Origin of the sequence: Thermoflexus sp., assembly GCF_034432235.1 — a bacterium.
Classification (GTDB): domain Bacteria; phylum Chloroflexota; class Anaerolineae; order Thermoflexales; family Thermoflexaceae; genus Thermoflexus.
The window spans coordinates 1-24,890 of record NZ_DAOUCJ010000062.1; the positions used below are offsets into that span (position 1 = coordinate 1).

Sequence of the window (24,890 nt, forward strand, 5' to 3'; positions counted from 1 at the left end):
AGCGAGCCCTACGGTTAGCGTAATCAAGGCAAGCAAACTGAGCAAGCCTTTTGCGATCTTTAGATAGCGGTTCATTTTGCACCTCCATACTTCGTGCCTGAAGGGCGATCCGAAACGGGCCCAACGACAAAGCTCAGCCGCGCCGCCGAAGGCGGCGTCGGCTGGAGCGAGTGGTTATTAGAATGTCGTTGCGGTTGGGCGCGGAGTGTGCTATCCTGATCGCGATGAGTGACGGGAACGCACCGGGACGGAGCGTGTGGGCGAGCCGCCGCGGCCTATGGGATGGTCCCTGACCAAGCCCGCTTGTGTTATTTGGCTCCCCGTCGCATACTCTCATCTGGGACAGCCTCTCTTCGCTGAGCCCGCATCGGTAGTTGAACCGCCTGCCCCAAACACCTGCACTTGCGTAACCGCAGGTGCAAGTGTCCGCGCCCAACCCTATCTTATGGAGGCTCACATGGACAACTCTCTCTCACCGCGCTTCGTCGGCATTGACCTGCACAAACATTTTGCCGTCGTCGCCGCCGTCAACGCTCAGCAACGCCTCGTCCTGCCACCCACGCGCCGCATTGACCTCGACGAGTTCCCTGCCTGGGCGCCCACCCATCTCTACCCCACCGATGTCGTCGTCCTCGAAGCCACCAGCAACGCCTGGTGGCTCTACGACCTCATCGCCCCTCTCGTCCAGCGCGTCGTCATCGCCAACGCACTCCAGGTCAAGTGGATCGCGCACGCCGCCGTTAAAACCGACAAACATGACGCCGTTCGCCTCGCCAAACTCCTCGCCGCCAATCTCATCCCAGAGGTCTGGGTGCCACCCCTCACGTCCGCGAACTCCGTGCCCTCCTCGCCCATCGTCGCGCCCTGGTCAAACAGCGCACCGCCGTCAAGAACCGCCTCCACAGCGTTCTCCATCGCCATCACGTTAACCCGCCCACTGGCGACCTCTTTGCCGACCACAACCGCGATTGGTGGCTCGCCCTCGACCTTCCACCTACCGAACGGCTGCGCACCCACCAGGACATCGCTACCCTCGACCACATCGAACATCTCCTGGCCGACCTGGACGCCGAACTCGCCCGCCTCAGCACCCAGCCGCCCTGGAACGAGTTCGTGCCGCTCTTAATCCAAATCCCCGGCCTGGCCCTGCTCAGCGCTATGACCGTCCTGGCGGCCATCGGCGACATCTCCCGTTTCCCCACCGACAAGCAGCTCGTCGGCTATGCCGGCTTGGGGGCTGGCGTTCGGCACAGTGGCAAGTCACACCACGACGGCCACATCTCCAAACAGGGCCGCCGTGACCTGCGCCGGGTGCTCATCGAGGCAGCCTGGAGTGCCGTCAACACCCATCCCTACTGGAAGAGCCAGTTCGCCCGCCTGTGCCGCCACAAGCCGCAAGGCGTTGCCATCGTGGCCATCGCCCGCAAACTCCTCGTCGCCATCTGGCACATCCTCTCCGAACGCGTCGCCGATTGCCACGCCGAACCCGCGATGGTCGCCTGCAAACTGCTGCGCTGGTCCTGGCAACTCACCGACGAGCAGCGCGGCGGCCTCACCTCCCGCCAGTTCGTCCGTTACGGCCTCTTGCGCCTGCAGCTTGGCCACGACCTCAAAGACCTGACCTACGGCGGCAAGCCGCGCGGTCTGGCCCCGGTCGACGAAATCCTGGCCCTCTTCCCTGAGTTGGCCCCTCTGGCCTGATCGGGAAGCGGCCCCAATTGCATAGCACCTTTCGAGCCCGCGCCGCGAAAAAAGTGGGCGCTGGGGAGGGGGGAGGTATGTCTTATGCCCGCCTGATCGAGCGGGAATGGAATTGGACAAAGATTTTTTGGATAAAGAGGAACTGGAGGGATTCACCCGGCGGGTCGCGGAATCCCGGCCGGGCATCGCGGAAATCGCCGCATGGCGGAGAACCCACACCGCCCCCGAAGACCGGGAGCCTCCCCGGCTCCCTGCGACCCGCTGCAAACCCCTCCTCTTCGAGCGCCCCAGCCGCTTTCTCACTTCCCGCAGGTTGTTGCAGACCGCCTTCGGACGCCGAGCCCCCGCGAGGGGGCCTGCACGATGCCGGCGAACAGCCTGCGCTACGCCAAAACCGCATCGTTTCCCGTGAGTTGCGTCATGTAAGTCATGCTATGGATCATCCGCCGCGGAATGGCGAGGCCCTGCGCTTAGGAGGCCACCCATTGCAAGATTTCCTCGGCGAGACGGAGGCGCGCGGCGGGATCCAGAATGCGGATATCGGTGACCAGCGGGCGGATCCCCATGGCCTCCACCGCGGGGGCCAGGGCGGCATCGGCGCGATCGAGCACAAAGCCGTCCAGGAAGGACCGATAGCATCGGGCGACGCCGAGAGCGGAAGGGGCCTCTCCCAGCTCGGCCATCATTTTGGCCGCCGGCCCTTTCAGCGCCTGCCCGCCGATGATGGGCGAGACCGCCACGACGGTTCGATCCTGCAGCAGCTCCCGAACGCCCGGAAGGGCCAGGATGGGGCCGATGCTCACATACGGATTCGAGGGGGCGATCACCACCAGATCCGCCTTCTCCAGGGCGGCCTGGGCCTCCGGAGATAGCCGCGCCCCTTCCAGGCCTTCCCAGCGAAAGCCCCGCACCCGCGGCTGGCACCCCCGGCGCACGAAGTAATCCTGAAACGGCAGCGGCCCCTCCTCCGTGTCCACGATCGTCCGCACCGGCTCGTCGCTCATCGGCCAGATGGCGACCTCCACCCTTAGGGCGCGGCGAAGGCGGGCGGTGACCTCGCTCAGCCGCAGGCCCTGACGCAACAGGAACGTGCGATAAACGTGAGTGGCCAGATCCCGATCCCCAACCCGGAACCACGTCTCCCCACCGTATCGCCCCAGCATCTCCAGCGCTCCCCAGGTATCCCCCCGGATCCCCCATCCGGTCTCCGGGTTGGCGATCCCGGCCAGGGTATACATCACGGTATCGAGATCCGGGCACACCACCAGGCCATGCCATTCGAAATCATCGCCGGTGTTCACGATCACCGTGAGATCCTGCGGCGGCACCGCGCGGGCGAACCCCTCCGCCATCCGCGCGCCGCCCACCCCTCCGGCCAGAACCACGATCCGCATGGCGCATCCCTCCTCTTGGATCTCGCTCCGGGCAGTGGAGTGCGGTGCCTAGGCACCGCACTCCGTTCCGCGCCGCTCCCGACCCGATCCGGATTTGGCAGGATCCCTTCCGACCGCTATGATGGAGACCAGAAGGTGCCCATCCTTTCCCCCATCCCCCAGGAGGAGCCCTTCACCTGCGGGAGGATCCCAGCGGTCCGTATCCGGAACCGAACGCGTCATCGACAGAGCATCCTGTGCTGTCCGGAGCGCCCATGTCCCTGATCGAGGAAATCAAATCCCGACTGGATATCGTCGAGATCATCGGCGAGAGCGTCCCGCTGCGCCGCTCGGGGAAGAACTATATCGGGTTCTGCCCTTTTCATCATAATGTGCGCACGCCGGCCTTTGTGGTTTTCCCCGATACCCAGACATGGCGGTGTTTCGGCGCCTGCAACACCGGCGGGGATGTCTTCCAGTTCGTGATGCGGCGGGACGGGCTGACCTTCGCGGAGGCCCTGCGGGTCCTGGCGCAACGGGCTGGCATCCCCCTCGAGCCGAAGACGCCGGAGGCCGAGGCCCGGGAGCGGGAGCGCGCGCGCCTCCGCGAGGTCCTGGAGGCCGCGGCCCTGTTCTATCAACACCAGCTCCGTCACAGCCCGGAGGCGGAGCCCGCGCGGGCATATCTGGCCGCCCGGGGGCTTACTCCCGAAACCATCGAGGGCTTCGGCCTGGGGTATAGCCCCAGCGCCTGGCATGCGCTCATCGATTTCATGCGCCACCGGGGCTTTTCGATGGAAGCCCTTCAGGCCGCCGGCCTGGCAGTGATCCGGGAGGACGGCACGGCCTTCGATCGGTTCCGGGGCCGCCTGATGATCCCGATCCGCGATCCTCAGGGCCATGTGATCGGCTTCGGAGCCCGGGCGCTGGGGGGCGAGGAGCCGAAGTATCTCAATTCCCCCCAGACGCTCCTTTTCGACAAAAGCGCGGTGCTCTTCGCGCTGGATCGGGCCCGCGCGGAGATCCGACGGACCGGCGTGGCGGTGATCGTCGAAGGGTATTTCGATGCGATCATGGCCCATCAGGCAGGCTTCACCAACGTGGTGGCTGCGCTGGGAACCCGCCTCAGCGAGGCCCAGCTGCGCCTGCTGAGCCGCGGGCTGAAGCGCCTGGTGCTGGCCCTGGACGCCGACCCGGCCGGGATGCACGCGGTGTTGCGAGGGCTGGCCTCGGCCCGCGAGGCCTTCCCCGAGACCACCCTGGAGCTCAGCCCTCGGGGATGGATCCACCTGAGCGGTCAGCTCGGAGTGGACCTGCGGGTGCTGTCCCTGCCGGAAGGCGTGGATCCCGATGAGCTCATCCGCCGCGATCCTCAGGAATGGGCCCGGGCAGTGGAGAGCGCGCGCCCGGTCATCGCCTTCCTCCTGGATTACCTGGCCGCGCAGCATCGCCTGGAGGATCCGAAAGGGAAAGCCGCCTTCGTGCGGGAGATCGTTCCCATCCTCGCCGCCATCCCGGATCCGGTGGAGCGGGATGTTTACATCCAGCAGGCCGCCCGCATGGCCCGGCTGAACGAGCGGGTGCTGCTGGAGCAGGTCACCAGCCATCGCATGAGCGGGCATGAGCGGCGGGCCCGCAAGGGATCGGCGGCGCTTCTGGCCTCCGCCCCCGAGAAACCCCGAACAGGCCTCGAGGCTTTCGGAAGCGGAACGGAGGCAGAGGCGACCCTGCTGGTCATGCTGGGCATAGGGCCTGACCTCCTGCCCTACCTGAACGTCCGCTTCGCCGAGCTGGGCCTGGAGCCGCTTACCGAAGAGGATTTCCTGGATTCCACCCACCGGGCCCTCTTCCGGAACCTAACGGAGTTCGGACCGGTGGAGGATTGGCCGGAGGAGGCGACGGATCCCCAGCGCCCCGGGCTGCTCCGAACCTTGTGGCTGGAGCTTCTTCAGCGCCGCGGGCCGCTGCTGCGAGGGTTCGACCCGGAAGACAAGCGATGGGCGGAGGAGGCGTTGCGCCTGGCGCTGTGGCTCCGCGAACAGCGCCTGAAAGGAATCCTTGAAGAGCTCCAGGCGCTGGCGGAGTCCGTGCCGGATTGGCCGCAGGACGAATTCATGGCAAAATGGCAGACGCTGGCGGAAGAGCTCAATCAGACGCAACGCTTCCGATACCGCCGATGGACGATGGATGATCCGCTTTCCACAACCGTCCGACGGTAGCAGGCCGCACTGCCGAAGGGCCGCCCCAGAAGTCGAGTCTACCCGATCCGTCGGGAAAGGAGTGTCCGCGGATGTCGCAACAGCCATGGGAGAACGATGAAGAGAAGCGGGGCCTCGAAGAGGAATGGCCGGAGGAAGAGGAAGGGTTCCTGGAGGAGGAAGAGGAGGAGGTGGCGGAGGAACCCTTCCCGGAGGAACCGGAGGAGACTGAGCTGGAAGAGATCGAGAGCGAGGGGATCGAGGAGGAAATCGAGGCCCTGGAGGAGTGGTGGGGCCCGGAGGTGGCCGAGGACCCGGTGCGGATGTATTTGCGGGAGATCAGCCGGGTGCCGCTGCTGGAACCCACCCAGGAGCTGGATCTGGCCATCCGCCTCCAGGCCCCCCGGCGGCTGGATGAGATCCGCGCTGGCCTGCGCAAGCCTTCCCAGACGGATCTGGCGATCGCGGTGTATCGGGATCTGGTGGCCACATGGGAGAAGGCCACCGAGATGGCCGCCCGGCTCCGCCGTCCGATGCCCCGCCTGAGCGATCTGATCGCCGATGTCAGCCGCCCGGTTCTGGAAGCCCGCGCGCGCTCCCTCGAACCCTACCTGGAGCGCCAGCGAGGCAGCCGCCGGCTCGCCGACCTGCTCCAGCAACTGGTCCGGATCTACACGGACCTGTTGCTCCTTCCCCCCGAGGCGCTTTCGTATCTGGCAGAACATGCGGACGCGGGTTCGGCCCCGGCGGTCCGCTGGCCGAGCGAGCGATCCCTTCGGGCCCATCTTCCCCCCGAGGAACACCTGAGCCGGTGGTGGCGACATGTGCGGGATCAGGCGGCGGAAGCCCGTTCGTGGTTGATCCGGGCGAACCTGCGCCTGGTGGTCAGCGTGGCCAAGAAATACATCGGCCGCGGCGTCTCTTTCCTGGACCTGATCCAGGAGGGAAACCTGGGGTTGTTGCGCGCGGTGGAGAAATTCGATCCGGGACGAGGCTTCAAGTTCTCCACCTATGCCACCTGGTGGATCCGCCAGGCCATCACCCGCGCCATCGCCGATCAGGCCCGCACCATCCGCATCCCGGTCCATCTGGCGGAGTTCCTGAGCCGCCTCATGCGCGCTCAGCAGAAGCTCCAGCAGGCCCTGGGCCGGGATCCCACCCCAGAGGAGCTGGCCCTGGAAGTGAACCTGCTCTCCCCCCAGGAGGTCCTGGAGATCCAGGCCGCCTGGAACGCCAACCAGCCCCTGCCTCCCCATCTGGCCCGCCGGCTCCGGGAGGCCACCCGGAAGGTGGAGCGGGCGCTGCGCTGGGCCGCCGAGCCGATGTCGCTGGAAACGCCGGTTGGAGAGGAGGAAGACAGCGAGCTGGCGGATTTCATCGAGGATCAGGGAACCCGCAGCCCGCTGGAAGAGGCCCATCTCACCATGCTCCGGGAGCAGCTCCGCGAGATCCTGGATACGCTCCCCGAGCGGGAGCGGCAGGTGCTGGAGGTCCGCTTCGGGTTAAAGGACGGCCAGTGGCGGACCCTGGATGAGGTGGGGCAGATGTTCGGGCTGACGCGAGAGCGGATCCGGCAGATCGAAAGCAAGGCGCTGCGCAAGCTACGCCACCCCCATTACAGCCGACGGTTGAAGGATTACCTGAGCTGATCCCTCACCGCATTCACTGGCGAATTGCCCGATCCAGCACCATCCAAACGAAGAGCAGGAACAGATAGGCGTTCGACGCGTGATACATCCGGCGGGCAGTGGCCTTCTCCGGTGCCCGCCAGAGGCGAAACGCCAAGAAGAGCAGCCATGCACCCAGCGCCAGCGCCCCGGCCAGATAGATCCACCCCATCGCTCGCGTGGCGAAGGGAACCAGCGTGAGCAGCACGAGAAGGATCGTATACAAGAAAGCCTGGAAGGCCGCCGGCCGCACGCCCGCCACCACCGGCAGCATCGGAACCCCCACTTCCCGATAATCCCGCTCCGTCAGGATGGCGAAAGACCAGGTATGAGGGGGCGTCCAGAAGAAGATCAGCGCGAATAAAAACAGCGCCATCGGATCCACCCGCCCGGTCACCGCCGCCCAGCCCACCATCGGAGCGAACCCTCCGGCCGCCCCGCCGATCACGATGTTCTGCGGCGTCCACCGCTTCAACCCCATCGTGTAGATCCCCACATACCAGATCCATCCCGCCAGCGCCAGCAACGCCGCCGTCGTGTTCACGAAGGTCCACAGGAGCAAAAAGCCGAGGAGGGAAAAGAGCGCCGCCACCCCCGTCGCCTCCCCCCGCCCCAGCCGGCCGGCCGGGATCGGACGACGGGCCGTGCGATGCATCCGCCGGTCCAGCTCCGCGTCCCACACGTTGTTCATGGCGTTGGCCCCGCCGGAGATCAAAAAGCCCCCCAGCAGGGTGTAGATAAAGGTCACGATGGGGGGCAGCCCGCCCTGGGCGATCATCATCGCCCCGGCCGTGGTGACCAGAAGCAGCGCCACGATCCCCGGTTTCGTCAGGGTGAAATACGGCTCCCAGAGATTCCGCAGACGGACGGTTTCCTCGGGGATGCCCTCCACCCATTGCGCCTCGCCCAGCGCCCATGTCCAGGCGATCCCCAGCGCCGCCCAGATCGCCGTGGCCAGCCCCAGATGTAGGGCGTTCAACAGCGCCGGGAACCCCATCCACAGGTTGATGGCCCCCAGGCCGATCTGGATCAGATAGAGCACGAAGGCCGCCAGAACCCAGTGGAAGATCCCGCGGGCGATCCCGCGCCAGGTCGCCAGCCGCACGGCGAGCCAGGCCAGCGCAAGGCCCACGCCGAGGGCGGCCAGCCGATGCAGCATGTGCACACGGCCCAGCAGATCGCCCGGCCAGACCACCCACCCCTCACAGAAGGGCCAGCTCGAGCACGCCCGCGAGGCCCCGCTCCCCGTCACTGTCGCCCCCACCAGCGTGAGGATGAACAGCCCCATGCCCGTCATCCCGATCCAGCGCATGGCACGGGCAGCAGATTGAACCGAAGAAAGCTCCCGATGCGGCGCGTGGGCGGACCAGGGGGCGGAGGCGCGCACCGCCGCCACCAGCGTCAGGGCCAGGATCGACAGCGCCAGCCCCAGATGGACCGCGACCATCGTGGGCGGGAGCTCCAGGATCACCGTGAGCCCGCCCAGCAGGGCCTGCCCGAACACCAGCCCCAGCGCCCAGAGGAGCGGGCGGTAGAGATCTGGACGTCGTTCCTTTCCCCAGGCGATCCACGCGGAAAGCGCCAGCAACGGCGTCGCGCTGGCCGCCAGAAGCCGGTGGATCCACTCGATCCAGGCGGCCGGATCCTCCAGCGGAGGAATCACCCGCCCATGGCATAGCGGCCAGTCCGGGCAACCCAGACCCGATCCGGTCGTGCGCACCAGCGCCCCCCACATGGTCAGCAAGCCGATCGCCAGCGCTGTGATCCCCAGCAGGATCCGCAATCCCTTCCAGGCCTTCGCGCTCTGCATGGGATGCTCCGACAAAGAGGAAGATTCTTCACGGATATATCATACAGACAAATCCCCATCCGCCCCACTCTATCCCCCGGAAATTGCAACATCCAGATCCAGTAATCAGGAGGCATGGCAGCTGGCCCTTCCCACGCCGCTCGGCGGTCAGGAAGCTTTCGCCCGCACTTTCGCCACCCCTGCGGTTCCTGCCAACAGCTCCCGCGGGTCCGCCGACGGTCGTTCTGGGGATCACCACGGCTACAGGCGCTTCGAACCCCCCAACGACTCGGACGATTGTCTCGGTCAGAAGGCGGCCCGAGGAGATTCGATCTGGACCTCGGGAAGGTTGACGAATGAAAGTTGTCGCCCTATATTTGCAATAGCAAAAGATTGCAACAAGATCCTCCTGACCGACCGGTTGGGAAAGGCGCCGCCCCCGGAGGGACGAGATGCCGCACTGTCATCCGATCCGACGAACCCTTCGTCAACACGGCTGCCGGGCCACGCCCCAGCGAGTGGTGATCCTGGAGGCCCTGCGATCTTCCGGGCGCCACATGACGGCCGAGGAGATCCATGCCGCGGTGCGGGATCGCTTCCCTGCGATGGACCTCTCCACGGTGTACCGAACGCTGCGGCTGTTCACCCGGCTCGGGCTGCTGGAACGCCACGTGCTGGGCGAGGGACGGATCGTTTACGAGTGGCGGGATCGGCCAAGCCATGGCCATCTCCGGTGCCGGTCCTGCCATCAGATCTTCCATCTGGAAGAATCGGTGCTCGAAGACCTGCGTCAGGAGCTCCAGAGCCGCCTGGGCCTGCCTGTGGAGCAGATCACCCTGAGCGCTCTGGGGCTCTGCTCCCGCTGTCGAGCTCGGGGATCCTTTCCATCGGAGGCGAACCCATGAAAATCAAGAGCTATCGATGGGGAGGGATACTGCTGGCTGTTCTGCTGCTTGCCGCCTGCGCATCGCCCCGCCCTGCAGCCCCCGCCCGCCGGTTGCGCGTGGTCGCCACCGTCGCCCCTTTAACGAATCTGGTCTATAACGTCGGGGGGAATCGCATTGATCTCCACGGCCTGATCCCGGAGGGGGTGGATTCCCATACCTTCGAGCCTGCCCCGGAGGACGCCCGATATCTGGCGCAGGCCGATCTGATTGTCCTCAATGGTCTGAACCTGGAGACCTCTATTGAGCGTCTGGCCCTGGCGAACAAGAAGCCTGAGGCCGTCTTGCTGAAGCTGGGGGATATGCTCCTCTCCCGGGAGGAGTGGATCTTTGACTTCTCGTTCCCACCCGAGAAGGGCGATCCAAACCCGCACGTGTGGATGGACCCTATCTACGCTCGGGGCTATGTGGAGCGGATCCGGGACGCCCTGGTGCGAATGGATCCGGCCAACCGGGCTTACTACGAGCAGAACGCGGCGGCGCTGCTCGCAGAGCTGGACCGGCTGGATCGCGCGATCCGTGAGGCCATCGCTACGATCCCGCCATCGAACCGCAAGCTGCTCACCTATCACGATTCGTGGGCCTACTTCGCTCGTCGCTATGGGATGACCGTAATCGGGGCCATCCAGCCCTCGGATTTCCGGGAGCCTTCGGCGCGGGAGGTAGCCGCCCTGATCGAGCAGATTCGACGGGAGAAAGTCCCGGCCATCTTCGGCTCGGAGGTATTCCCCAGCAAGGTCCTGGAGCAGATCGGCCGGGAGACCGGCGCGCGCTATATCGACACGCTGCGGGATGATACCCTGCCGGGGGAGCCAGGAAGTCCGGAGCATAGCTATCTTCACATGATGGTGGAAGACGTGCGGACCATGGTGACCGCCCTGGGGGGGCGCGCCGACGCGTTGCAGGCGGTGGACATCCGGAACATCCCGGATCGGAGCCGGCCGTGATGACGCCGCTGGTGGAGCTGCGCGGAGTGACCTGTGGCTATAACGGGCAGCCGGTTTTCCGAGACCTCTCTTTGCGGCTGGAGCCAGGCTGCTTCGTGGGTGTGGTAGGCCCAAGCGGAGCGGGGAAAACCACCCTGCTTCGCGTCCTGATGGGCCAGATCCGCCCCCTCACCGGAGAGGTTTGGTTTGAAGGGCACCCCCTGTCGCAGGTGCGCCCGCTGCCGGTCGGCTATGTGCCGCAACTGGAGACAGTGGACTGGACGTTCCCTGTGACCGTGGAGCAGGTGGTGCTGATGGGGCTCGCCCTGGATGAAGGACCGGGTCCCTGGTATGGACGGGAGGCCCGACGGCGCGCATGGACGGTGATGGAGCGGTTGGGCATTGCTGGGTTGGCCCGTCGCCACATCGCAGAGCTCTCCGGCGGGCAACAGCAGCGCGCCTTCCTCGCCCGGGCCCTTGTCCGTCGCCCCCGGCTGCTGCTGCTCGACGAGCCGACCAGCGGGGTGGACATCGCGGTCCGCCACGAGATTCTACATCTGCTGGAAGAGCTCCACCGCGAGGGGATTGCCATCCTGCTGACCACCCATGATTTAAACGCGGTGGCCGCGCATCTGCCCCGCCTGATCTGCTTCAACCGCGGGGTGATCGCCGAAGGAGCACCTTCGGAAGTGTTCCAACCGGAGATCCTGCATCGCCTCTACGGGGCCGATCTGGTGGTGGTCCGTCAGGGAGAGCTACAGGTGATCGCAGATCGCTGGCACGGTCAGGGAGATAGGAGGGCGGGATGAGCCACTGGCTGCTGGAGCCCTTTCAATTTGAGTTCTTCCGACGGGCGCTGCTGGCTGCGGTGCTGGTGGGGGGATTGTGTGGCCTGGTGAGCCCCTATGTGGTCCTGCGCCGCATGAGCTATATCGGCCACGGGCTTTCCCATGCGGTGTTCGGCGGCGCGGTGGTGGGCTACGTCCTGCGGCTGAACTTCTATCTGGGCGCGGGGGCGTGGGGATTCCTTTCCGCCTTGCTGATCGGGTTGATCGCTCGCCGGCGGAAGATCGGAGCAGACGCCGCCATCGGGTTGGTGACCACGGCCAGCTTCGCCCTGGGGGTCGCGCTGATCAGCCGCACCCGCCAGTTCACCCGCAACTTCGAGGCCGCCCTCTTCGGCCACATCCTGGGGGTGACGGAGACGGATCTCTGGATCATCCTGGGCGCCTCTCTTCTCGCCCTGGCCCTCCTGCTTTTCCACTACAAGCCCCTGCTCTTTGCCCTGTTCGATCCCGAGGTGGCAGAAGTCTACGGCGTCCCCACCGCCCGGATGGAGCTGATGCTCTCCATGCTGCTGGCGGCCGTGGTGATCGCGGCGATGCAGGTGCTGGGCGTGACCCTCATCGCCGCCGGCCTGGTGGTGCCCGCCGCCACCGCCCGCCTGCTGACTGACGATTTCGACCGCCTGGTGCTCCTCTCGATCCTCCTGGGCAGCCTCAGCGGCCTGATCGGCCTCTATCTGAGCTACCATCTGGACATCGCCTCGGGGGCGGCTATCGTGCTGGTGGCAACGGGGATGTTCGCTGGGGCGTTGGGATGGGAAGCCCTCGCGCGGCAGCGCCCGCTGCGGCTCCCCGCGGGATTCTAAGAGCTCAGGGTCCGCGCTACTTGCGCCCTTGCTCCCGTCGCCACACAAGCGGCTCCTATTACAGAACAGAAACCTTCCCGCCAATGAATAAGAAGATCAGAAAATCCATCGCTGTGTGACCGACTACCGCGCCGACCATGTTGCGCCTTTTCAGGGTGAGCCAGGCCGCCACCCCGCCGAAGGCGGTCACCAGCCCCAACGTGAGCCAATCACCCCGCAAAATGTAGCGACGATGATGAAAGGGTCCGAAGAGCGCAGTGATCACAAGGATCGACCAAAAAGAGGAAAGGCCCCATCGCTCGCACAGCATGCCGAGAAACAGGCCACGATATGCGAGCTCTTCCTGCAGACCAGCCGGTATGAAGGCGGCAAGGAGGGTGGGAAACCAATCCTGTCGGGGAAGCCAGTAGACACCGCCGAGCCTCCAGTGCGCATAGGCCCAGCCGATAGGAACAAAGGCGATGGCCAGCCCGAGACCATCCCGCAACGTCAGTTTCAGATTCCGCCTGGTGATGAAAAAGTCCTCCCAGTGTCCTCTCTCAAGCCACAGGGCCCAGCCGATCAGGGCAAAGCGAGATAACACCGAGATGACGTAGCGCGTGACCGAATCCATCTGAAAGAGCAGAAACCACCCGGGCCATCCCCACTGGGCCAGCAACAAGAGGGAGATGGGCAAGAGAGACCTGGGGAACGCCTTTTTCGGATGGACAATTTTTCGTCTTCCTTCCGTCGGGATGGCCTGGATTCCATCCTACAATAGTATGCAAACTAAGGTAGAATTTGCACATCGGCCGGCATCCCCGCTTTGAGACGTCCCTCCGGATTGGGAACCCGGGCTGTCACCGCGAAGACCAGCGTCTGTCGCTCCTCGCGGGTCTGGACGTTCCGCGGGGTGAAGGTGGCCTCGGGAGCGATCCGAGCGATGACCCCGGGAAAGGCTTCCCCTGGGAACGCATCGACCTGGATGCGCACCGGCTGCCCCACCCGCAAACGGCCCAGAAGGCTCACGGGCACATAAATGGTCACCTCCAGGGGATCGATCGTGCTCAGGCTGAGCACCGGTTGCCCGGCGCGAACGATCTCCCCCTCATGGGCCAGGCGCTCGGAGACCGTCGCCGTGAACGGCGCGGTCAGACGGAGCCGGTCCATCTGCAACCGCAACAGATCCCGCCGGGCCTCCGCCAGGGCTACCGCTGCCCGCGCCTGATCCCGCTCCCATGGCGTCGGCCCGTTCCGGGCGCGATCCAAACGGGCCTGGGCCGCGCGCAGGGCGGCCTCCGCGGCCCGCATTTGCGCTTCCGCCGCGTGAACCTGCGCCTGCAGGGAGAGGGGCCGCTCCCGTATGGCCAGCAGGCCCTCCAGGCGAGCCCGGGCCGCATCCCGCTCGGCCTCTGCCGCCCGCAAGGCCGCCTCCGCGGCCGCCACCTGCCGGTCGGCGATCTCCCGCTGGTCGAACGGCAGGCGGTCCCGATCCGCCCGCGCCTTCTCCAGATCCGCCCGGGCACGCTCCACGCCGTGCTCGGCCACCGCCAGAGCGGTCCGCGCCTCGAGGATCTGGCGCTCCAGATCCTGGGGCTCCCGAAGCTGACGCCGCAGCGCCTGCCAGAGGCGCTCCGCCGCCTCGCGCTCCGCCTCGGCCTGCCGCACCTGAGCGGCCAGCACGGCCTCCTGCTCCGGCGGGACCCCGGCCTCCAGCGCAGCCGCCTCGGCCCGGGCCGCGGCCCGGGCCGCTTCCGCCTCCAGCAGCTGCTGCGACAGGACGGGATCCTCCAGCTCGGCCACCGCCTCCCCCGGCTTCACCGTCGCCCCTTCCTCCGCCAGCCATCGCACCCGCCCGCTCACCTCCGCCGAGAGCTGCACGCTCCGCCCGGTCAGCGTGCCGGAGAACACCCAGCCTCCCCCCGATCCGCTCGCCGCGGGTCGGGGGAGCCCCCATGCGCTACCCAGATACAGGATCCCTCCGAGGAGGATCATCGCAATCCCGGCACGAAACGGTTTGCGCATCGACAGGCCTCCATACGATTCCAGGAGGAATGGCAAGGAAATCATGCGCCCGGAGCATCCCGGCTGCGTCAGGGCACTTCCACATCGGCCGGCATGCCGGGCTTCAGGCGACCCTCCGGGTTCTCCAGCCGGATGCGGACGGCGAACGTCAGATGGGCGCGCTCCTCCTGAGTCTGGACATTGCGGGGAGTGAACGAGGCCTCCTCTGCCACATGGGTGATCAGGCCCTCAAAACGCTCGCCGGGAAACCCCTCCACGATCACCGGAACCCGCATGCCCGGGCGAACCCGACCCAGGGCGGTTTCCGGGACATACACGGTCAACGTCAGGATCCGGAGGTCCATCAGCTGCATCACCCGTGTCCCCGGGGCCACCAGCTCGCCCGGCTCCGCCGCCCGTGTGGCCACGATCCCCTCCTGAGGGGCCTGCAGGACATACCGCCCCCGTCGGGCTTTGAGGGCTTCCAGCGCCGCTTCGGCCTGGCGCAGGCGGGCGCGGGCCGCCTCCCGCTGTTCCGGCGTCGCCCCCGCCCGGAGCGCCGTGAGCCGGGCCTGGGCAACCTCGAGGGCGGCCTCCGCAGCCCGGTAACGGCCCTCGGCCTCCACCACCTGCGTCCGCAGCGTTAGTGGATCCTTCACCACCGCGTCCAGGTAATCCCGCAGGGCGCGGCTGCCGTCATAGGCGGCCCCCGCCCGGTTGACCTCGGCCCACGCCGCCCAGTAAGCGTAAGGGGCATCCAGCACCTCGACTGGCAAGGGAGGGCGCAGATTCGGAGGGAGCTGTTCCCGGTTCCGCATCGCTGCCTCCGCGCGGTTCTTCAGGATCTCCGCGATATCTTTCATGGCTACCGCCTGCTCCAGCTGGGCCTGGGCCGCGCGCGCCTGGGCCGCAGCGATGGCCTGCTGCATCCGCAGCTCCTGAGGCTCCCGCAGCATGGCCAGCGCATCCTGCCATGCCTGATACGCCCCATCCCGCAAGGCCCGGGCCTGATCCGCCAGCGCCATCGCTTCCCGCACGTCCTCCTCCCGGGGGCCCGCCTCCAGGGCATCCAGCGCAGCCCGCGCCTGGGCGACCTGGGCCTCCGCCATCCGGATCTGTGCATCCAGGAGGGCCGGGTCCAGCTCCATCAGACGCTGGCCAGCCTGCACCGCGTCGCCTTCCTCCACCCATACCTGGAGCACGCGGCCGCCTTCCACCGCAATGACGTCGATCGTCTGAGCCTCCAGATAGCCGGAGGCCCGCAACGGCCATTCCATCGCCGGCCGGCATGCGCTGGCGAATCCCAGCAGACCGATGAGGAACAGATGGAACATCCTCTTCATAGAGCCTCACCTCCGGTTCCAAACCCGACGCGCCGTTTCGGGAACTGGCGGGCACCGAAGGCGCCCTGCCCGCCTCCCCACCGGGCTTCGGAAAGGGATCATCGCGCCTCTGGGTCCTGGCCGGATCGCTCCCGCTCGATCACCCACAGGAAGATATCCTCCAGCGAGGGAACCGCGGGCTCCACCGAAACGGACTCCAGACCCGCTGCTTCCAGACGCCTCCGGATTTCCTCGATGGGAACTTCACCCATGGGGAGGTAAGCATGGATACGGGCGCCGTGGAAGGCCACATGCGGGAAGATCGACCATTCCCGAAGCAAGGCCAGCGCGCGATCCAGAGGCGTCGCCACGATCTCCAGCACGTTCCCCAGACCTGTCATCGTTTTCAACTCCGTCGGCGCCCCCTGCATGACCAGGCGGCCGTTATGGATGAGGGCCAGACGAGAGCACTGCTCCGCCTCATCCATATAGTGCGTGGTGACGAACACCGTGATCCCCTGCTCCGTTAGCTGATACAGCAGCGACCAGATCGCCCGCCGCGCCAGCGGATCCATCCCGGCCGTCGGCTCGTCCAGGAACACGAGCTCCGGCTCGTGAAGGAGCGCGACCGCCAGGGCCACCCGCTGGCGCCAGCCCCCCGCCAGATGCCGGACCAGACGCCGCTCCTGCCCGGCCAGATCCAGAAGCTCCAGCAACCGGGGGATCCGATCCGCCAGGCGCGGAAGCGGCAGCCCGTAGGCCGCCCCGTAAAACCGCAACGTCTCCTCCACCGAGAGATCCGGATACAGGCTGAAGCGCTGGCTGACATAGCCGATCCGCGGGCGGATGCGTGCCGTCTCCCGGGTCGCATCATGCCCCAGCACCCAGGCCCGACCCTCGCTGGGCTCCAGGAGCCCCAGCAACATCCGGATGGTCGTCGTCTTCCCGGCCCCGTTCGGGCCCAGAAACCCGAAGATCTCCCCCCGGCGAACCTCGAAGGAGACATGATCCACCGCCGTGAACGCCCCGAAACGGCGGGTCAGCCCCTCGGCGCGGATCACCACCTCATCCATTGGCCCCCTCCCGGCGCATGAGATGGGCGAAGACCTCCTCCAAGCGGGGCGTGGCCCACCGCGCCTCCCGAACCGTAGCGCCCGGGATCGTCCGTACCATGCCCTCCACATCCACCGGGGAAAGGCTTCCCGCCCGCACCACCAGCCGGATGCGGTCCCCCAGGATCACCGCCTCCAGAACGCCGGGATGATCCGCCAGCGCGGCGTGCACCCGCATGATCGGCCGGGCGATGATCTCAATGACGGGGTGGCCCAGCGAAGCGCGCAGCCGATCCGGGGCATCGACCGCCAGCATCCGCCCTCGATGCATCAACGCCACCCGCGTGCAGCGCTCCGCTTCGTCCAGATAGGGCGTGGTCACCAGGATCGTCACCCCCTGGAGATGAAACTCGCTGAGCAGATCCCACAGCTCCCGCCGCGATACCGGATCCACACCGGTGGTGGGCTCATCCAGCAGCAGGAGACGGGGCCGATGGATCATCGCCCCGATCAAAGCCAGCTTCTTCTGCATCCCCCCGGAAAGCTGGGCCGCCCGGCGCTCCAGGAACCGCTCCAGGCGGGCGAAGCGCAGCAGACGCTCCATCCAGGCGGGATCGGAGGTTCCATACATCGTGGAAAAGAACACCAGGTTCTCCCGCACCGTGAGGTCCCCATACAGGCTGAAGTTCTGGGGCATATAGCCGAGAAGCGGCCGAGCCCGCTCCAGCTCCCGCAGCAGATCCCGCCCGAACGCCCGTATGGAGCCCGTATCAGGCCGCAGGACCCCGGCGAGGATCCGCAACAGGGTCGTCTTTCCTGCCCCATCCGGCCCGATGATCCCGAAGATCTCGCCCTCGTCCACCGCGAACGAGACATCCGCCAGGGCCCGGACGGGGCCAAACCGCTTCTCCAGATGGTCAACCTCCAGGATCGTCCGGTTCATCTCCCCCTCACCGCTCCGCATGGAACGAGGGCCGGATCCCTACTCCAGGCGCTTCTGAAAGCGGCGGGCCGCCAGGCCCATTACGGCGATCCCGAAGAGGGTCAGCGCCAGCGCCTCATCCCACAGGGGCTCAACTCCTACCCCTTTCACGATGATCCCCCGCAGGATCACCAGCATGTAGCGCAGAGGGATCAGATAGCTGATCCATTGAAGCGCTTGAGGCATCGCCTGGATCGGGAACAGAAATCCGGCCAGGAAGACCGATGGCAGCAGAAGGAAATACGTGAGCAACATCGCCTCCCGCTGGGTGGAGGCCACGGTGGAGATCAACAACCCGAAGCCAAGGGAGGAAAGCAGGAAAAGACCCGAGAGGGCCAAGAGCAACCCCAGATGGCCCCGGATCGGCACGCGAAACCAGAGGGCTCCCAGCATCAGGATGATGCCGAAATCAATGAAGGCGATCGCCACATAGGGAACCACTTTCCCGATCACCAGCTCAGCCGGACGGATCGGGGTGACAATCAGCTGCTCCATGGTCCCCTGCTCCCGCTCCCGCACAATCGCCTGAGCCGTGAGCAGCATCGTGAGGAACTGGAGGATCGTACCGATAAGCCCCGGGATCATGTAGTTCGCGCTGCGAAGCTCCGGGTTATACCAGACCCGCGGGCGGGGATCCAGCCCCGGCATCCGCCGGGGATCCAGATGAAGGACCTGCCGGAGGATCCGGGTGGAATGATTCTGTGCGATCGATAGCGCCGCCGCGTAAGCGTTGTTGGCGACCGTGGGATCGCTGCCGTCGATCACCAGGCCGATGGTCGCCGGGCGGCCAGCCAGGACGTCCGCCCCGTATCCTTTTGGGATCAACAGCGCCACCTGCGCTGTCCCCGCGTCCAGCAGGCGGGCCAGGTCCTCCTGCCGCTCCACATAGCCGATGATCCGGAACGCATCCACAGCACGATAAGCATCCACCAGCTCCTGGCTCTGCGGCGTCCGATCCCCGTCTAAGACCACCATGGGCACATGTTTGACATCTGTAGTCGCCGCATAGCCCAGGAGGAAGAGCTGGACCACCGGGATCAGGAACATCACCGCCAGCGTCCGGGGATCTCGCAGGATGTGCAGAACCTCTTTATAGATCACCGCGCTGATCCGACGAAGCATCGAACCGCCCCCTGCATATTCCGGGATGGGAGATCCTCGTTCCCCACTCATAGGAATCGCCCGTCGGGCCCTGTCGAAGCCGCTTCGGCGACGATGAGGGCATCACCCGATCCGGAAAGCCCCGCTGGTGCCGGACGAGGCTCCTCATCCTCCATGCACATCACGAGGGCGAAGGGGCGCGGGCCAGGACCCCATGCAGATACACTTTGAGCGCCTCCGTTAGCAGCCGATCGATGGGCACCGGAGAGGGGATCCGCAACAGATCGCTCAGCAGGATCTGGGAGAACAGAAGGCCCATCCATAGCCGGGCTCCCACCTCGGGATCCATAGGGCGCAGAAGGCCTTTGGCCTGCTGAGCCGCCAGATAACCGGCCACCGCTCGGAGCCCCGGGCGGATCGCCCGGGCGACAAACACCCGGCGGACCCGTTCATTACGGATGGCCTCTGGAAGAAGCAACCGCATGGCCGCCACGATCGCGGGATCCCGAGCCAGGGTGATCCCCATTTCCACCACCCGGGCCAGGAACTCCTGAGGGGGAGCCTCTCGCATCGTTTGCGCCATCTGCTGAAGCGGGAAGACGAACGACTTCGCCTCCACCACGGCCCGGAACAGCTCCTCTTTGCTGGGAAAATACCAGTAGATCAAACCCGGAGAGATCCCCGCCTCCCGCGCGATTTCCCGGTTGGAGGTCCCCTTAAAACCTTTCCGGACGAACACCCGGAAGGCCGCCTCGATGATGCGCTGGCGGGTTTCCTCTCGCTGTCGCTTTCGGAGGAGAGGACGCCTTTTTCCCATGGCGCGGCGCTCCTTTTCTGGATAAGCGGGACGGCTCAGGCCTTGTCAGGCATGCGCTCCGCTATGAAATTGATTGATCGGCCAATCAAATTATAGACAGCTGTTTCTCACTGTCAAATGGATTTCCTCGAGATGGGCTGTTCGCCGGCGATTCCCAAAGGGAATCCGCCTCTCCCTGGGAGGGAAAGGGCCGTGGGAAGAGAGGGGGGTCGTTTCCAGCGATCCTCAGGAAAGCCCTCCGCCCGAGCGCTCTCCTTATGGGGCGGAAGCGGAATCCGCTTCTCGGGGTCGAAGCCCGGTGAACCCGCGAGGCCGGCGAAGGCCCCGGAGATGACGCCAGCGCCACCACACCCCCACCGGATAGCCACACATCTTGGCCAGGTCCCCCCACACCCGGATCCATGGGACCCAGAGGGCCATGCGCATTCGATCCGACCAAGGGTAGCCCTGCCAGAGCCGGAAGAGGCGACGATAGGGAACGCGCAGATAGAGCCATCCCCCCAGCAGATAGCCCAGGGCGAACAGGGGATGAACCCCCAGGCTGAGGGCGGCCAGCGCTGGGATCAGACCCAGGTAGGTGCCGTAGCGGATCGCATGGCGCAGCCGCCACAGATCCGCTTTCCCATCCCCCCGGGCATACCGGTAATATTGCAGGAAGAAAGCCCGCATCGTCGGGCGGGGCCGGAAGTAAACCACCGCCTCAGGGACGAAGGCGAAGGGGCCGAACCGTTCATACAGGGCGAAATCGAAAACCAGATCCTCGCAGTAATCCAGCCACTCGGGATAGCCGCCCACCGCCTCCCATGCGCTTTTGCGGAAAGCGACGGAACGGCTGGAGGGCCAGAAACGATCCGGCCGGATCTCCTGCTGCTCCGGCAACACGGTGGCGGCCATCGCGACCTCGAAGGGCGTGCGGGGATCCGGCAGGAAGAACCCCGCAGCCACCATCGTCTCCGGCCGCTCCTCGAAGGGGCGGAGCAGGCGCGCCAGCCAGTGGGGATGCAATCGCACCCCGGCATCGGTGACCGCGATGATCTCCCCCCGGGCAGCGGCGATGGCCCGATTGCGCCCCTGGGAGATGTTGGCGCCCGGGGCTTCAATCACTTGCAGCGGCAGCCGCCGCTCCGCCCGAAGGCGCTCCAGGGTCCCATCGGTCGATCCCCCATCGGTGATGATCACCTCATCCGGGGGACGGGATTGGAGGGCCAGGGAATCCAGCAGATCCTGGATGGAATCCTCCTCGTTTTTGACGGTGGCGATCACGGAAACCCGCAACATCGAAGGCCCCCCGGAGTTTGAAGTCTGCTCGCTCCCCACCCTCTGCCCCCCCAGCTATTTTAGTGAATTCCGGGATCCAGATCCCAGCTCGGAAAGGACGGATCCCCTCCCTCAACCCCTCCGGTGGCTGAGATCGGAGTGGGACTTTCGTCCTATCCCCCGGGATACATCCCGTCTTTCTTACGAAATCCTTACGATATCAAGCCTTAGCCTGCGGTTTAATAGATGCAGTAAGGAGGCAAAGAACCAGATTAGTCAGAAAAATTTAACTATCAGGGGGCTGGATATGAGAATGGATGCCAGAGCGTGGAGGGCTTTTCGGAATCTGACCTGGTTTCTGGGTTTGATCACTCTGGGCGTCAGCCTGATCCTTCAAGGAATTCTCAGCCCTGCGATCGCAGGGTCCTCGGTTGTGCTGGATGGCTACCGGATCACGTTTCTGGGGGTCACTTACAATTCCGATCAGACCTCGACATGGCAGTATGAGGTTCGGCCGGCCTCCGCGACTCAGGATCTCAGCCACTGGGTGCTGGGGCTCTGCGCCACTCATCAGGTGCTCTCCAGTGATCCGACCGGGACTGTCGGAAAGGATCCAACGACCGGATTGTGGGGGATCAAGTGGGAACAGCCGATGCGGACCACGGATAGTCCACGCCGGTATACCCTCGTCCTGAACGGCTGGTTTGAAGTGGGCACGACTCAGGTAGCAGTGAAAGCCGGGCGGGATCCAGAGTCCGGGACTATCGATGGACCCTCCTGTGTGCCCCCGGCCCCCACCCCCACGCCGGCACCCACCGAGCCACCGGCGCCCACCCCCACGCCCATCACCCCCACCCCCACGCCGGTGATCGAACCGCCCACCCCCACACCAGCGCCCACCGAGCCACCGGCGCCCACCCCCCACGCCCATCACCCCCACGCCGGTGGTTTACCCTCCAGCGCCCACACCGACGCCGGGGGTGAACCTCCCGCCGGCTCCACCTCCTGGAGGCGGCTCTCCCCCACCCAGCGATGGGGCCTCCGATCTGCTTCCCGTGACCGGGGCCGCTGGAGGCGGATGGTCGATATGGAGCCTTCTTCTGGCCCGCCTGAGCGGGTTATTCATGGGACTGGGCCTGGCAGCTCACGTTATGCTGACCTGGCGCTCCCGCCACGGATGAAAACAAATTCGGTGGATCCATCTCGCCATTCCTCGCTCCCTGCAAAAACCGGGGGTGTGCGTGGGCTTTGCCCGCGCACACCCCAGGCAACGCCCAACGCACCAGGGAAAAGACGATGCCTGGGATTCGCATTCAGATGAATCAGAATCATATAAACCTGTTCCCATTGCCTCCAGCGTTCCGAAGCTATAGCGGGTTCCTGTTCTGGCTCGGGCTTCTCGGGGCCATTCTGGGGATCTGGAGCGTCCCCCAGAAAACGCCCTTCCCGGCCCCGCCGGAAGCGGCCTTGCTTTCCCAAGGAGATGAAGGGAGCTTCTTCCAGCGGATGGAGCAACCGGAGCGCGCGCCCGCCCTGGAGCCTGAAACCGTCCCGGACCCTCTCACACCTGTCCCCACTCCCGTCCGGGGATGGATCCCCCAGCGCATTGTCATTCCAGCGATCCACCTGGATGCTCCTGTGGTTCCGGTTGGCTTCCAGGAACTCCGCGTAGGAAATCAGAGGGTTCGGGCCTGGGAAACTCCGAACTTCTTCGCGGCCGGATGGCACAGGACTTCCGTCCCCCTGGGGATGCCCGGAAACACGGTGCTGAACGGCCATCACAATATTTATGGGGAAGTGTTCCGGGATCTGGTTCGCCTGAAGCCCGGAGATCGGCTCTTTGTGTATTCGGAGGGTCGGGTTTTCGTTTATGAGGTGCAGGAAAAACACATCCTTCCAGAGCGCGGCCGTCCGCTTTTAGAGCGCCTGGCCAATGCCCGCTGGATCCAGCCCACGAAGGATGAGCGATTGACGCTGATCACCTGCTGGCCTTACACCAGCAACACCCACCGGCTCATTGTGATCGCCCGGCCGCTCCCCCTCCGGGACAACCGGTGGAAAAATATGGAATAGCGGGAAACCGCGGGGTTCTCCGGGCTCTGGACAACCGGGAAGGGCCGCGCAGCATTGGGAGCTTTTGGGGCGGATGGGCGCGCCGGGGGCACGTCCACTGGTCCCGAAAGAGGGCGTGTATCCGGACATCAAACTCCCACTGGGTTCTTTCCCCCACCGGAGGATCGCTCCCTCCACCGCAGAAGGCGCAGGCCATGGAGCACCACCAGCAGCGTGCTCCCCTCATGCCCGACCACCGCCAGCGGCAGGGGGATCCCCAGCCCGAAGGTGAGGGCCACCAGCAGGACGATCACGCCGCTGGCGAAGGCCAGGTTCCGCCACACGGTGCGCATCGCCGCGCGGGCCAGGGCGATGGCCTCGGCAACCCGACGGAGATCCTCCTGAAGCAGCACCACATCCGCCGTCTCAATGGCCACATCGCTTCCCATCTTCCCCATGGCGATCCCCACCGAGGCCGCGGCCAGGGCCGGCGCATCGTTCATCCCATCCCCCACCATCGCCACAGGCCCGATCGATCGCGCCAGCGAGCGGATCCGCTCCAGTTTCTCCTCCGGAAGCAGCCCGGCCTCCACGTGCCGGATCCCCACAGCCTGAGCGACAGCACGGGCGACCGCCGGATGATCCCCCGTCAGCATCACCACTTCGATCCCCAGGCGGCGCAACGCCTCCACCGCCTCCGCCGCCTCCGGCCGCACCCGATCCGCCACCTCAATCAGGCCCCGCCATTGCCCATCATAGACCAGCAGGGGGGTCCGACCGGCCCGTTGTGCCTCTTTGAGCAGGGCAGAGACCTCGCCGGGGAGCGGAATACCCTCCTGCTGGAACAGACGAGGAGAGCCCACCCAGATGGCATGGGCATTGGCGAAGCCGATCACCCCCAGCCCTGGACGGGCGTTGACCTCCCGGATCTCCGGGAAGGATAACCCGCGCGCCCGGGCCTCCTCCACGATCGCCCGGGCGATCGGATGCTCCGAACGGGCCTCCACCGCAGCCGCCAGGGCCAGGATCGCGTCGGGATCGTTTCCATCCAGCGCGCGCACCGCCTGCACCGTCACCCGGTTCTCGGTAAGGGTCCCCGTCTTATCCAGCGCGACCACCCGCACCCGGGCTAAGCCCTCCAGGGCCATCCCCCCTTTAAACAGAAGCCCCCGGCGGGCCCCGGCGGCGATCGCGGAGAGGAAAGCCGCGGGGGTGCTGATGACCAGGGCGCACGGCGAAGCCACCACCAGCAGGGTCATCGCCCGATAGAAGGCCCGATCGAAGGCTTCCCCCCAGAGCGCGGAAAGGATCATCGTGAGCGCTGCTCCTGCCAGGACCGCCCATGCATAGCGCTGCTCAAAGCGATCGATCACCTGTTGCGTGCGGGCGCGCTGCGCCTGCGCCTCCTCCACCAGATGGATGATCCGCGCCAGCATGGTGTCCGAGGTCGGATGGGTGACCCGGATCTCCAGCGCCCCATGGCCGTTGAGCGTGCCCTCGAAAACCGGATCCCCCGGACCTTTCGGCACGGGCATGGACTCGCCGGTCAGCAGGGATTCGTCGGCCGTGGAGGAACCCGCCACTACCACCCCATCCGCCGGGATCCGTTCGCCGGGCCGAACCAGCAAGTGATCCCCCACCTCGATCGCCTCGATGGGGATCGTCTCCTCTTCCCCACCCCGGATGCGGCGGGCGACGGGAGGGCGGAGGTTCAGCAGCTGCCGGATGGCTCGACGGGTGCGCTCCAGGGCCATGGTCTGCAGGGCGTTTGAAAGGGAAAAGAGGAACAGCAGCGTCCCTCCCTCCTCCGCATGGCCGATCAGGGCAGCCCCCATGGCGGAGAGCAACATCAACAGGTTGACATCCAGACGCCCTGCGCGCAACGCCAGGGCGCCATCGATCACCCCGTAGAAGCCCCCAAACAGATAGGCGGCAACCCAGAAAGCGCCTTCTGCGCCAGGGGCCACCCAGCGCGAAGCGATCCCGCCGATCAACGCGGCGAGGGTCAATCCGACAAAGGGGAACTCCAGCCGGCGTTCCTCCAGGACAAAGCGACGGGCCCACTCTCCCATCGT

The 24,890-nt window shown here is 66.0% G+C and carries 19 protein-coding genes and 2 pseudogenes; 10 read left to right on the forward strand and 11 right to left on the reverse strand.

Features of this window, described 5'->3' with window-relative positions; translation table 11 throughout:
* Nucleotides 1–457: 457 nt before the first annotated feature.
* Nucleotides 458–727, forward strand: a pseudogene (locus tag VAE54_RS07255) (IS110 family transposase); the annotation flags it as partial.
* 137 nt (nt 728–864) lie between these two features.
* Nucleotides 865–1,701, forward strand: a complete 837-nt coding sequence (locus VAE54_RS07260) for an IS110 family transposase (protein ID WP_322801326.1) — start codon at nt 865–867, stop codon at nt 1,699–1,701.
* A 470-nt stretch (nt 1,702–2,171) separates the two neighbouring features.
* On the opposite strand, the gene cofD is transcribed toward VAE54_RS07260, so the two are convergent.
* On the reverse strand, nt 2,172–3,095 hold the full coding sequence (cofD, locus tag VAE54_RS07265) for a 2-phospho-L-lactate transferase (RefSeq protein ID WP_322801281.1): 924 nt from the start codon (nt 3,093–3,095) through the stop codon (nt 2,172–2,174).
* 254 nt (nt 3,096–3,349) lie between these two features.
* Between cofD and dnaG the strand changes: the two genes are divergently transcribed.
* The 3 genes and pseudogenes from dnaG (at nt 3,350) to VAE54_RS14595 (ending at nt 6,921) form a co-directional block, all read left to right on the forward strand.
* Nucleotides 3,350–5,293 carry a DNA primase gene (gene dnaG / locus VAE54_RS07270; protein WP_322801282.1) on the forward strand — a complete coding sequence of 648 codons (1,944 nt, stop codon included), beginning with the start codon at nt 3,350–3,352 and terminating at the stop codon, nt 5,291–5,293.
* 302 nt (nt 5,294–5,595) lie between these two features.
* Nucleotides 5,596–5,661, forward strand: a pseudogene (locus tag VAE54_RS14590) (sigma-70 factor domain-containing protein); the annotation flags it as partial.
* A gap of 258 nt (nt 5,662–5,919) precedes the next feature.
* Nucleotides 5,920–6,921: a sigma-70 family RNA polymerase sigma factor gene (locus tag VAE54_RS14595; protein ID WP_416223785.1), complete on the forward strand. Its 1,002-nt coding sequence runs from the start codon at nt 5,920–5,922 to the stop codon at nt 6,919–6,921.
* Nucleotides 6,922–6,934: 13 nt separating this feature from the next.
* Here VAE54_RS14595 and VAE54_RS07280 read toward each other — a convergent pair whose 3' ends face one another.
* A complete protein-coding gene (locus VAE54_RS07280) occupies nt 6,935–8,749 on the reverse strand; it encodes a heme o synthase (protein WP_322801284.1) in 1,815 nt (604 codons plus the stop codon).
* A gap of 431 nt (nt 8,750–9,180) precedes the next feature.
* Between VAE54_RS07280 and VAE54_RS07285 the strand changes: the two genes are divergently transcribed.
* From VAE54_RS07285 to VAE54_RS07300, 4 genes are read left to right on the forward strand one after another with little or no spacing between them, the layout of a single operon-like run.
* Nucleotides 9,181–9,633 (forward strand): Fur family transcriptional regulator, encoded by a 453-nt coding sequence (locus tag VAE54_RS07285; RefSeq protein ID WP_322801285.1) that lies wholly within the window; start codon nt 9,181–9,183, stop codon nt 9,631–9,633.
* Nucleotides 9,630–10,619: a metal ABC transporter substrate-binding protein gene (locus tag VAE54_RS07290; protein ID WP_322801286.1), complete on the forward strand. Its 990-nt coding sequence runs from the start codon at nt 9,630–9,632 to the stop codon at nt 10,617–10,619. The genes VAE54_RS07285 and VAE54_RS07290 overlap by 4 nt, the downstream gene beginning before the upstream one ends.
* Nucleotides 10,619–11,407, forward strand: a complete 789-nt coding sequence (locus VAE54_RS07295; RefSeq protein WP_322801287.1) for a metal ABC transporter ATP-binding protein — start codon at nt 10,619–10,621, stop codon at nt 11,405–11,407. Before VAE54_RS07290 ends, VAE54_RS07295 begins: the two co-directional genes overlap by 1 nt.
* Nucleotides 11,404–12,249: a metal ABC transporter permease gene (locus VAE54_RS07300; RefSeq protein ID WP_322801288.1), complete on the forward strand. Its 846-nt coding sequence runs from the start codon at nt 11,404–11,406 to the stop codon at nt 12,247–12,249. Before VAE54_RS07295 ends, VAE54_RS07300 begins: the two co-directional genes overlap by 4 nt.
* Before the next feature lie 58 nt (nt 12,250–12,307).
* On the opposite strand, the gene VAE54_RS07305 is transcribed toward VAE54_RS07300, so the two are convergent.
* The 8 genes from VAE54_RS07305 to VAE54_RS07340 form a co-directional block, all read right to left on the reverse strand.
* The gene (locus tag VAE54_RS07305) at nt 12,308–12,862 is read right to left on the reverse strand and encodes a CPBP family intramembrane glutamic endopeptidase (protein ID WP_322801289.1); all 555 of its coding nucleotides are present in this window, start codon (nt 12,860–12,862) and stop codon (nt 12,308–12,310) included.
* Between the two features lie 155 nt (nt 12,863–13,017).
* Nucleotides 13,018–14,253 carry an HlyD family secretion protein gene (locus VAE54_RS07310; RefSeq protein ID WP_322801290.1) on the reverse strand — a complete coding sequence of 412 codons (1,236 nt, stop codon included), beginning with the start codon at nt 14,251–14,253 and terminating at the stop codon, nt 13,018–13,020.
* Nucleotides 14,254–14,321: 68 nt separating this feature from the next.
* Nucleotides 14,322–15,575 (reverse strand): HlyD family secretion protein, encoded by a 1,254-nt coding sequence (locus VAE54_RS07315; RefSeq protein WP_322801291.1) that lies wholly within the window; start codon nt 15,573–15,575, stop codon nt 14,322–14,324.
* Between the two features lie 98 nt (nt 15,576–15,673).
* On the reverse strand, nt 15,674–16,627 hold the full coding sequence (locus VAE54_RS07320) for an ABC transporter ATP-binding protein (protein ID WP_322801292.1): 954 nt from the start codon (nt 16,625–16,627) through the stop codon (nt 15,674–15,676).
* Nucleotides 16,620–17,549, reverse strand: a complete 930-nt coding sequence (locus tag VAE54_RS07325; RefSeq protein ID WP_322801293.1) for an ABC transporter ATP-binding protein — start codon at nt 17,547–17,549, stop codon at nt 16,620–16,622. The genes VAE54_RS07320 and VAE54_RS07325 overlap by 8 nt, the downstream gene beginning before the upstream one ends.
* 39 nt (nt 17,550–17,588) lie before the next feature.
* Nucleotides 17,589–18,710 carry an ABC transporter permease gene (locus tag VAE54_RS07330; RefSeq protein WP_322801294.1) on the reverse strand — a complete coding sequence of 374 codons (1,122 nt, stop codon included), beginning with the start codon at nt 18,708–18,710 and terminating at the stop codon, nt 17,589–17,591.
* Between the two features lie 160 nt (nt 18,711–18,870).
* The gene (locus VAE54_RS07335; protein WP_322801295.1) at nt 18,871–19,506 is read right to left on the reverse strand and encodes a TetR/AcrR family transcriptional regulator; all 636 of its coding nucleotides are present in this window, start codon (nt 19,504–19,506) and stop codon (nt 18,871–18,873) included.
* Nucleotides 19,507–19,761: 255 nt separating this feature from the next.
* Entirely contained in the window at nt 19,762–20,784 is a 1,023-nt protein-coding gene (locus VAE54_RS07340; RefSeq protein ID WP_322801296.1) for a glycosyltransferase, read from the reverse strand.
* 1,275 nt (nt 20,785–22,059) lie between these two features.
* Here VAE54_RS07340 and VAE54_RS07345 point away from each other — a divergent pair.
* Entirely contained in the window at nt 22,060–22,836 is a 777-nt protein-coding gene (locus VAE54_RS07345) for a sortase (protein WP_322801297.1), read from the forward strand.
* A gap of 128 nt (nt 22,837–22,964) precedes the next feature.
* Here VAE54_RS07345 and VAE54_RS07350 read toward each other — a convergent pair whose 3' ends face one another.
* Nucleotides 22,965–24,887 carry a heavy metal translocating P-type ATPase gene (locus tag VAE54_RS07350; protein ID WP_322801298.1) on the reverse strand — a complete coding sequence of 641 codons (1,923 nt, stop codon included), beginning with the start codon at nt 24,885–24,887 and terminating at the stop codon, nt 22,965–22,967.
* Nucleotides 24,888–24,890 lie beyond the last annotated feature (3 nt).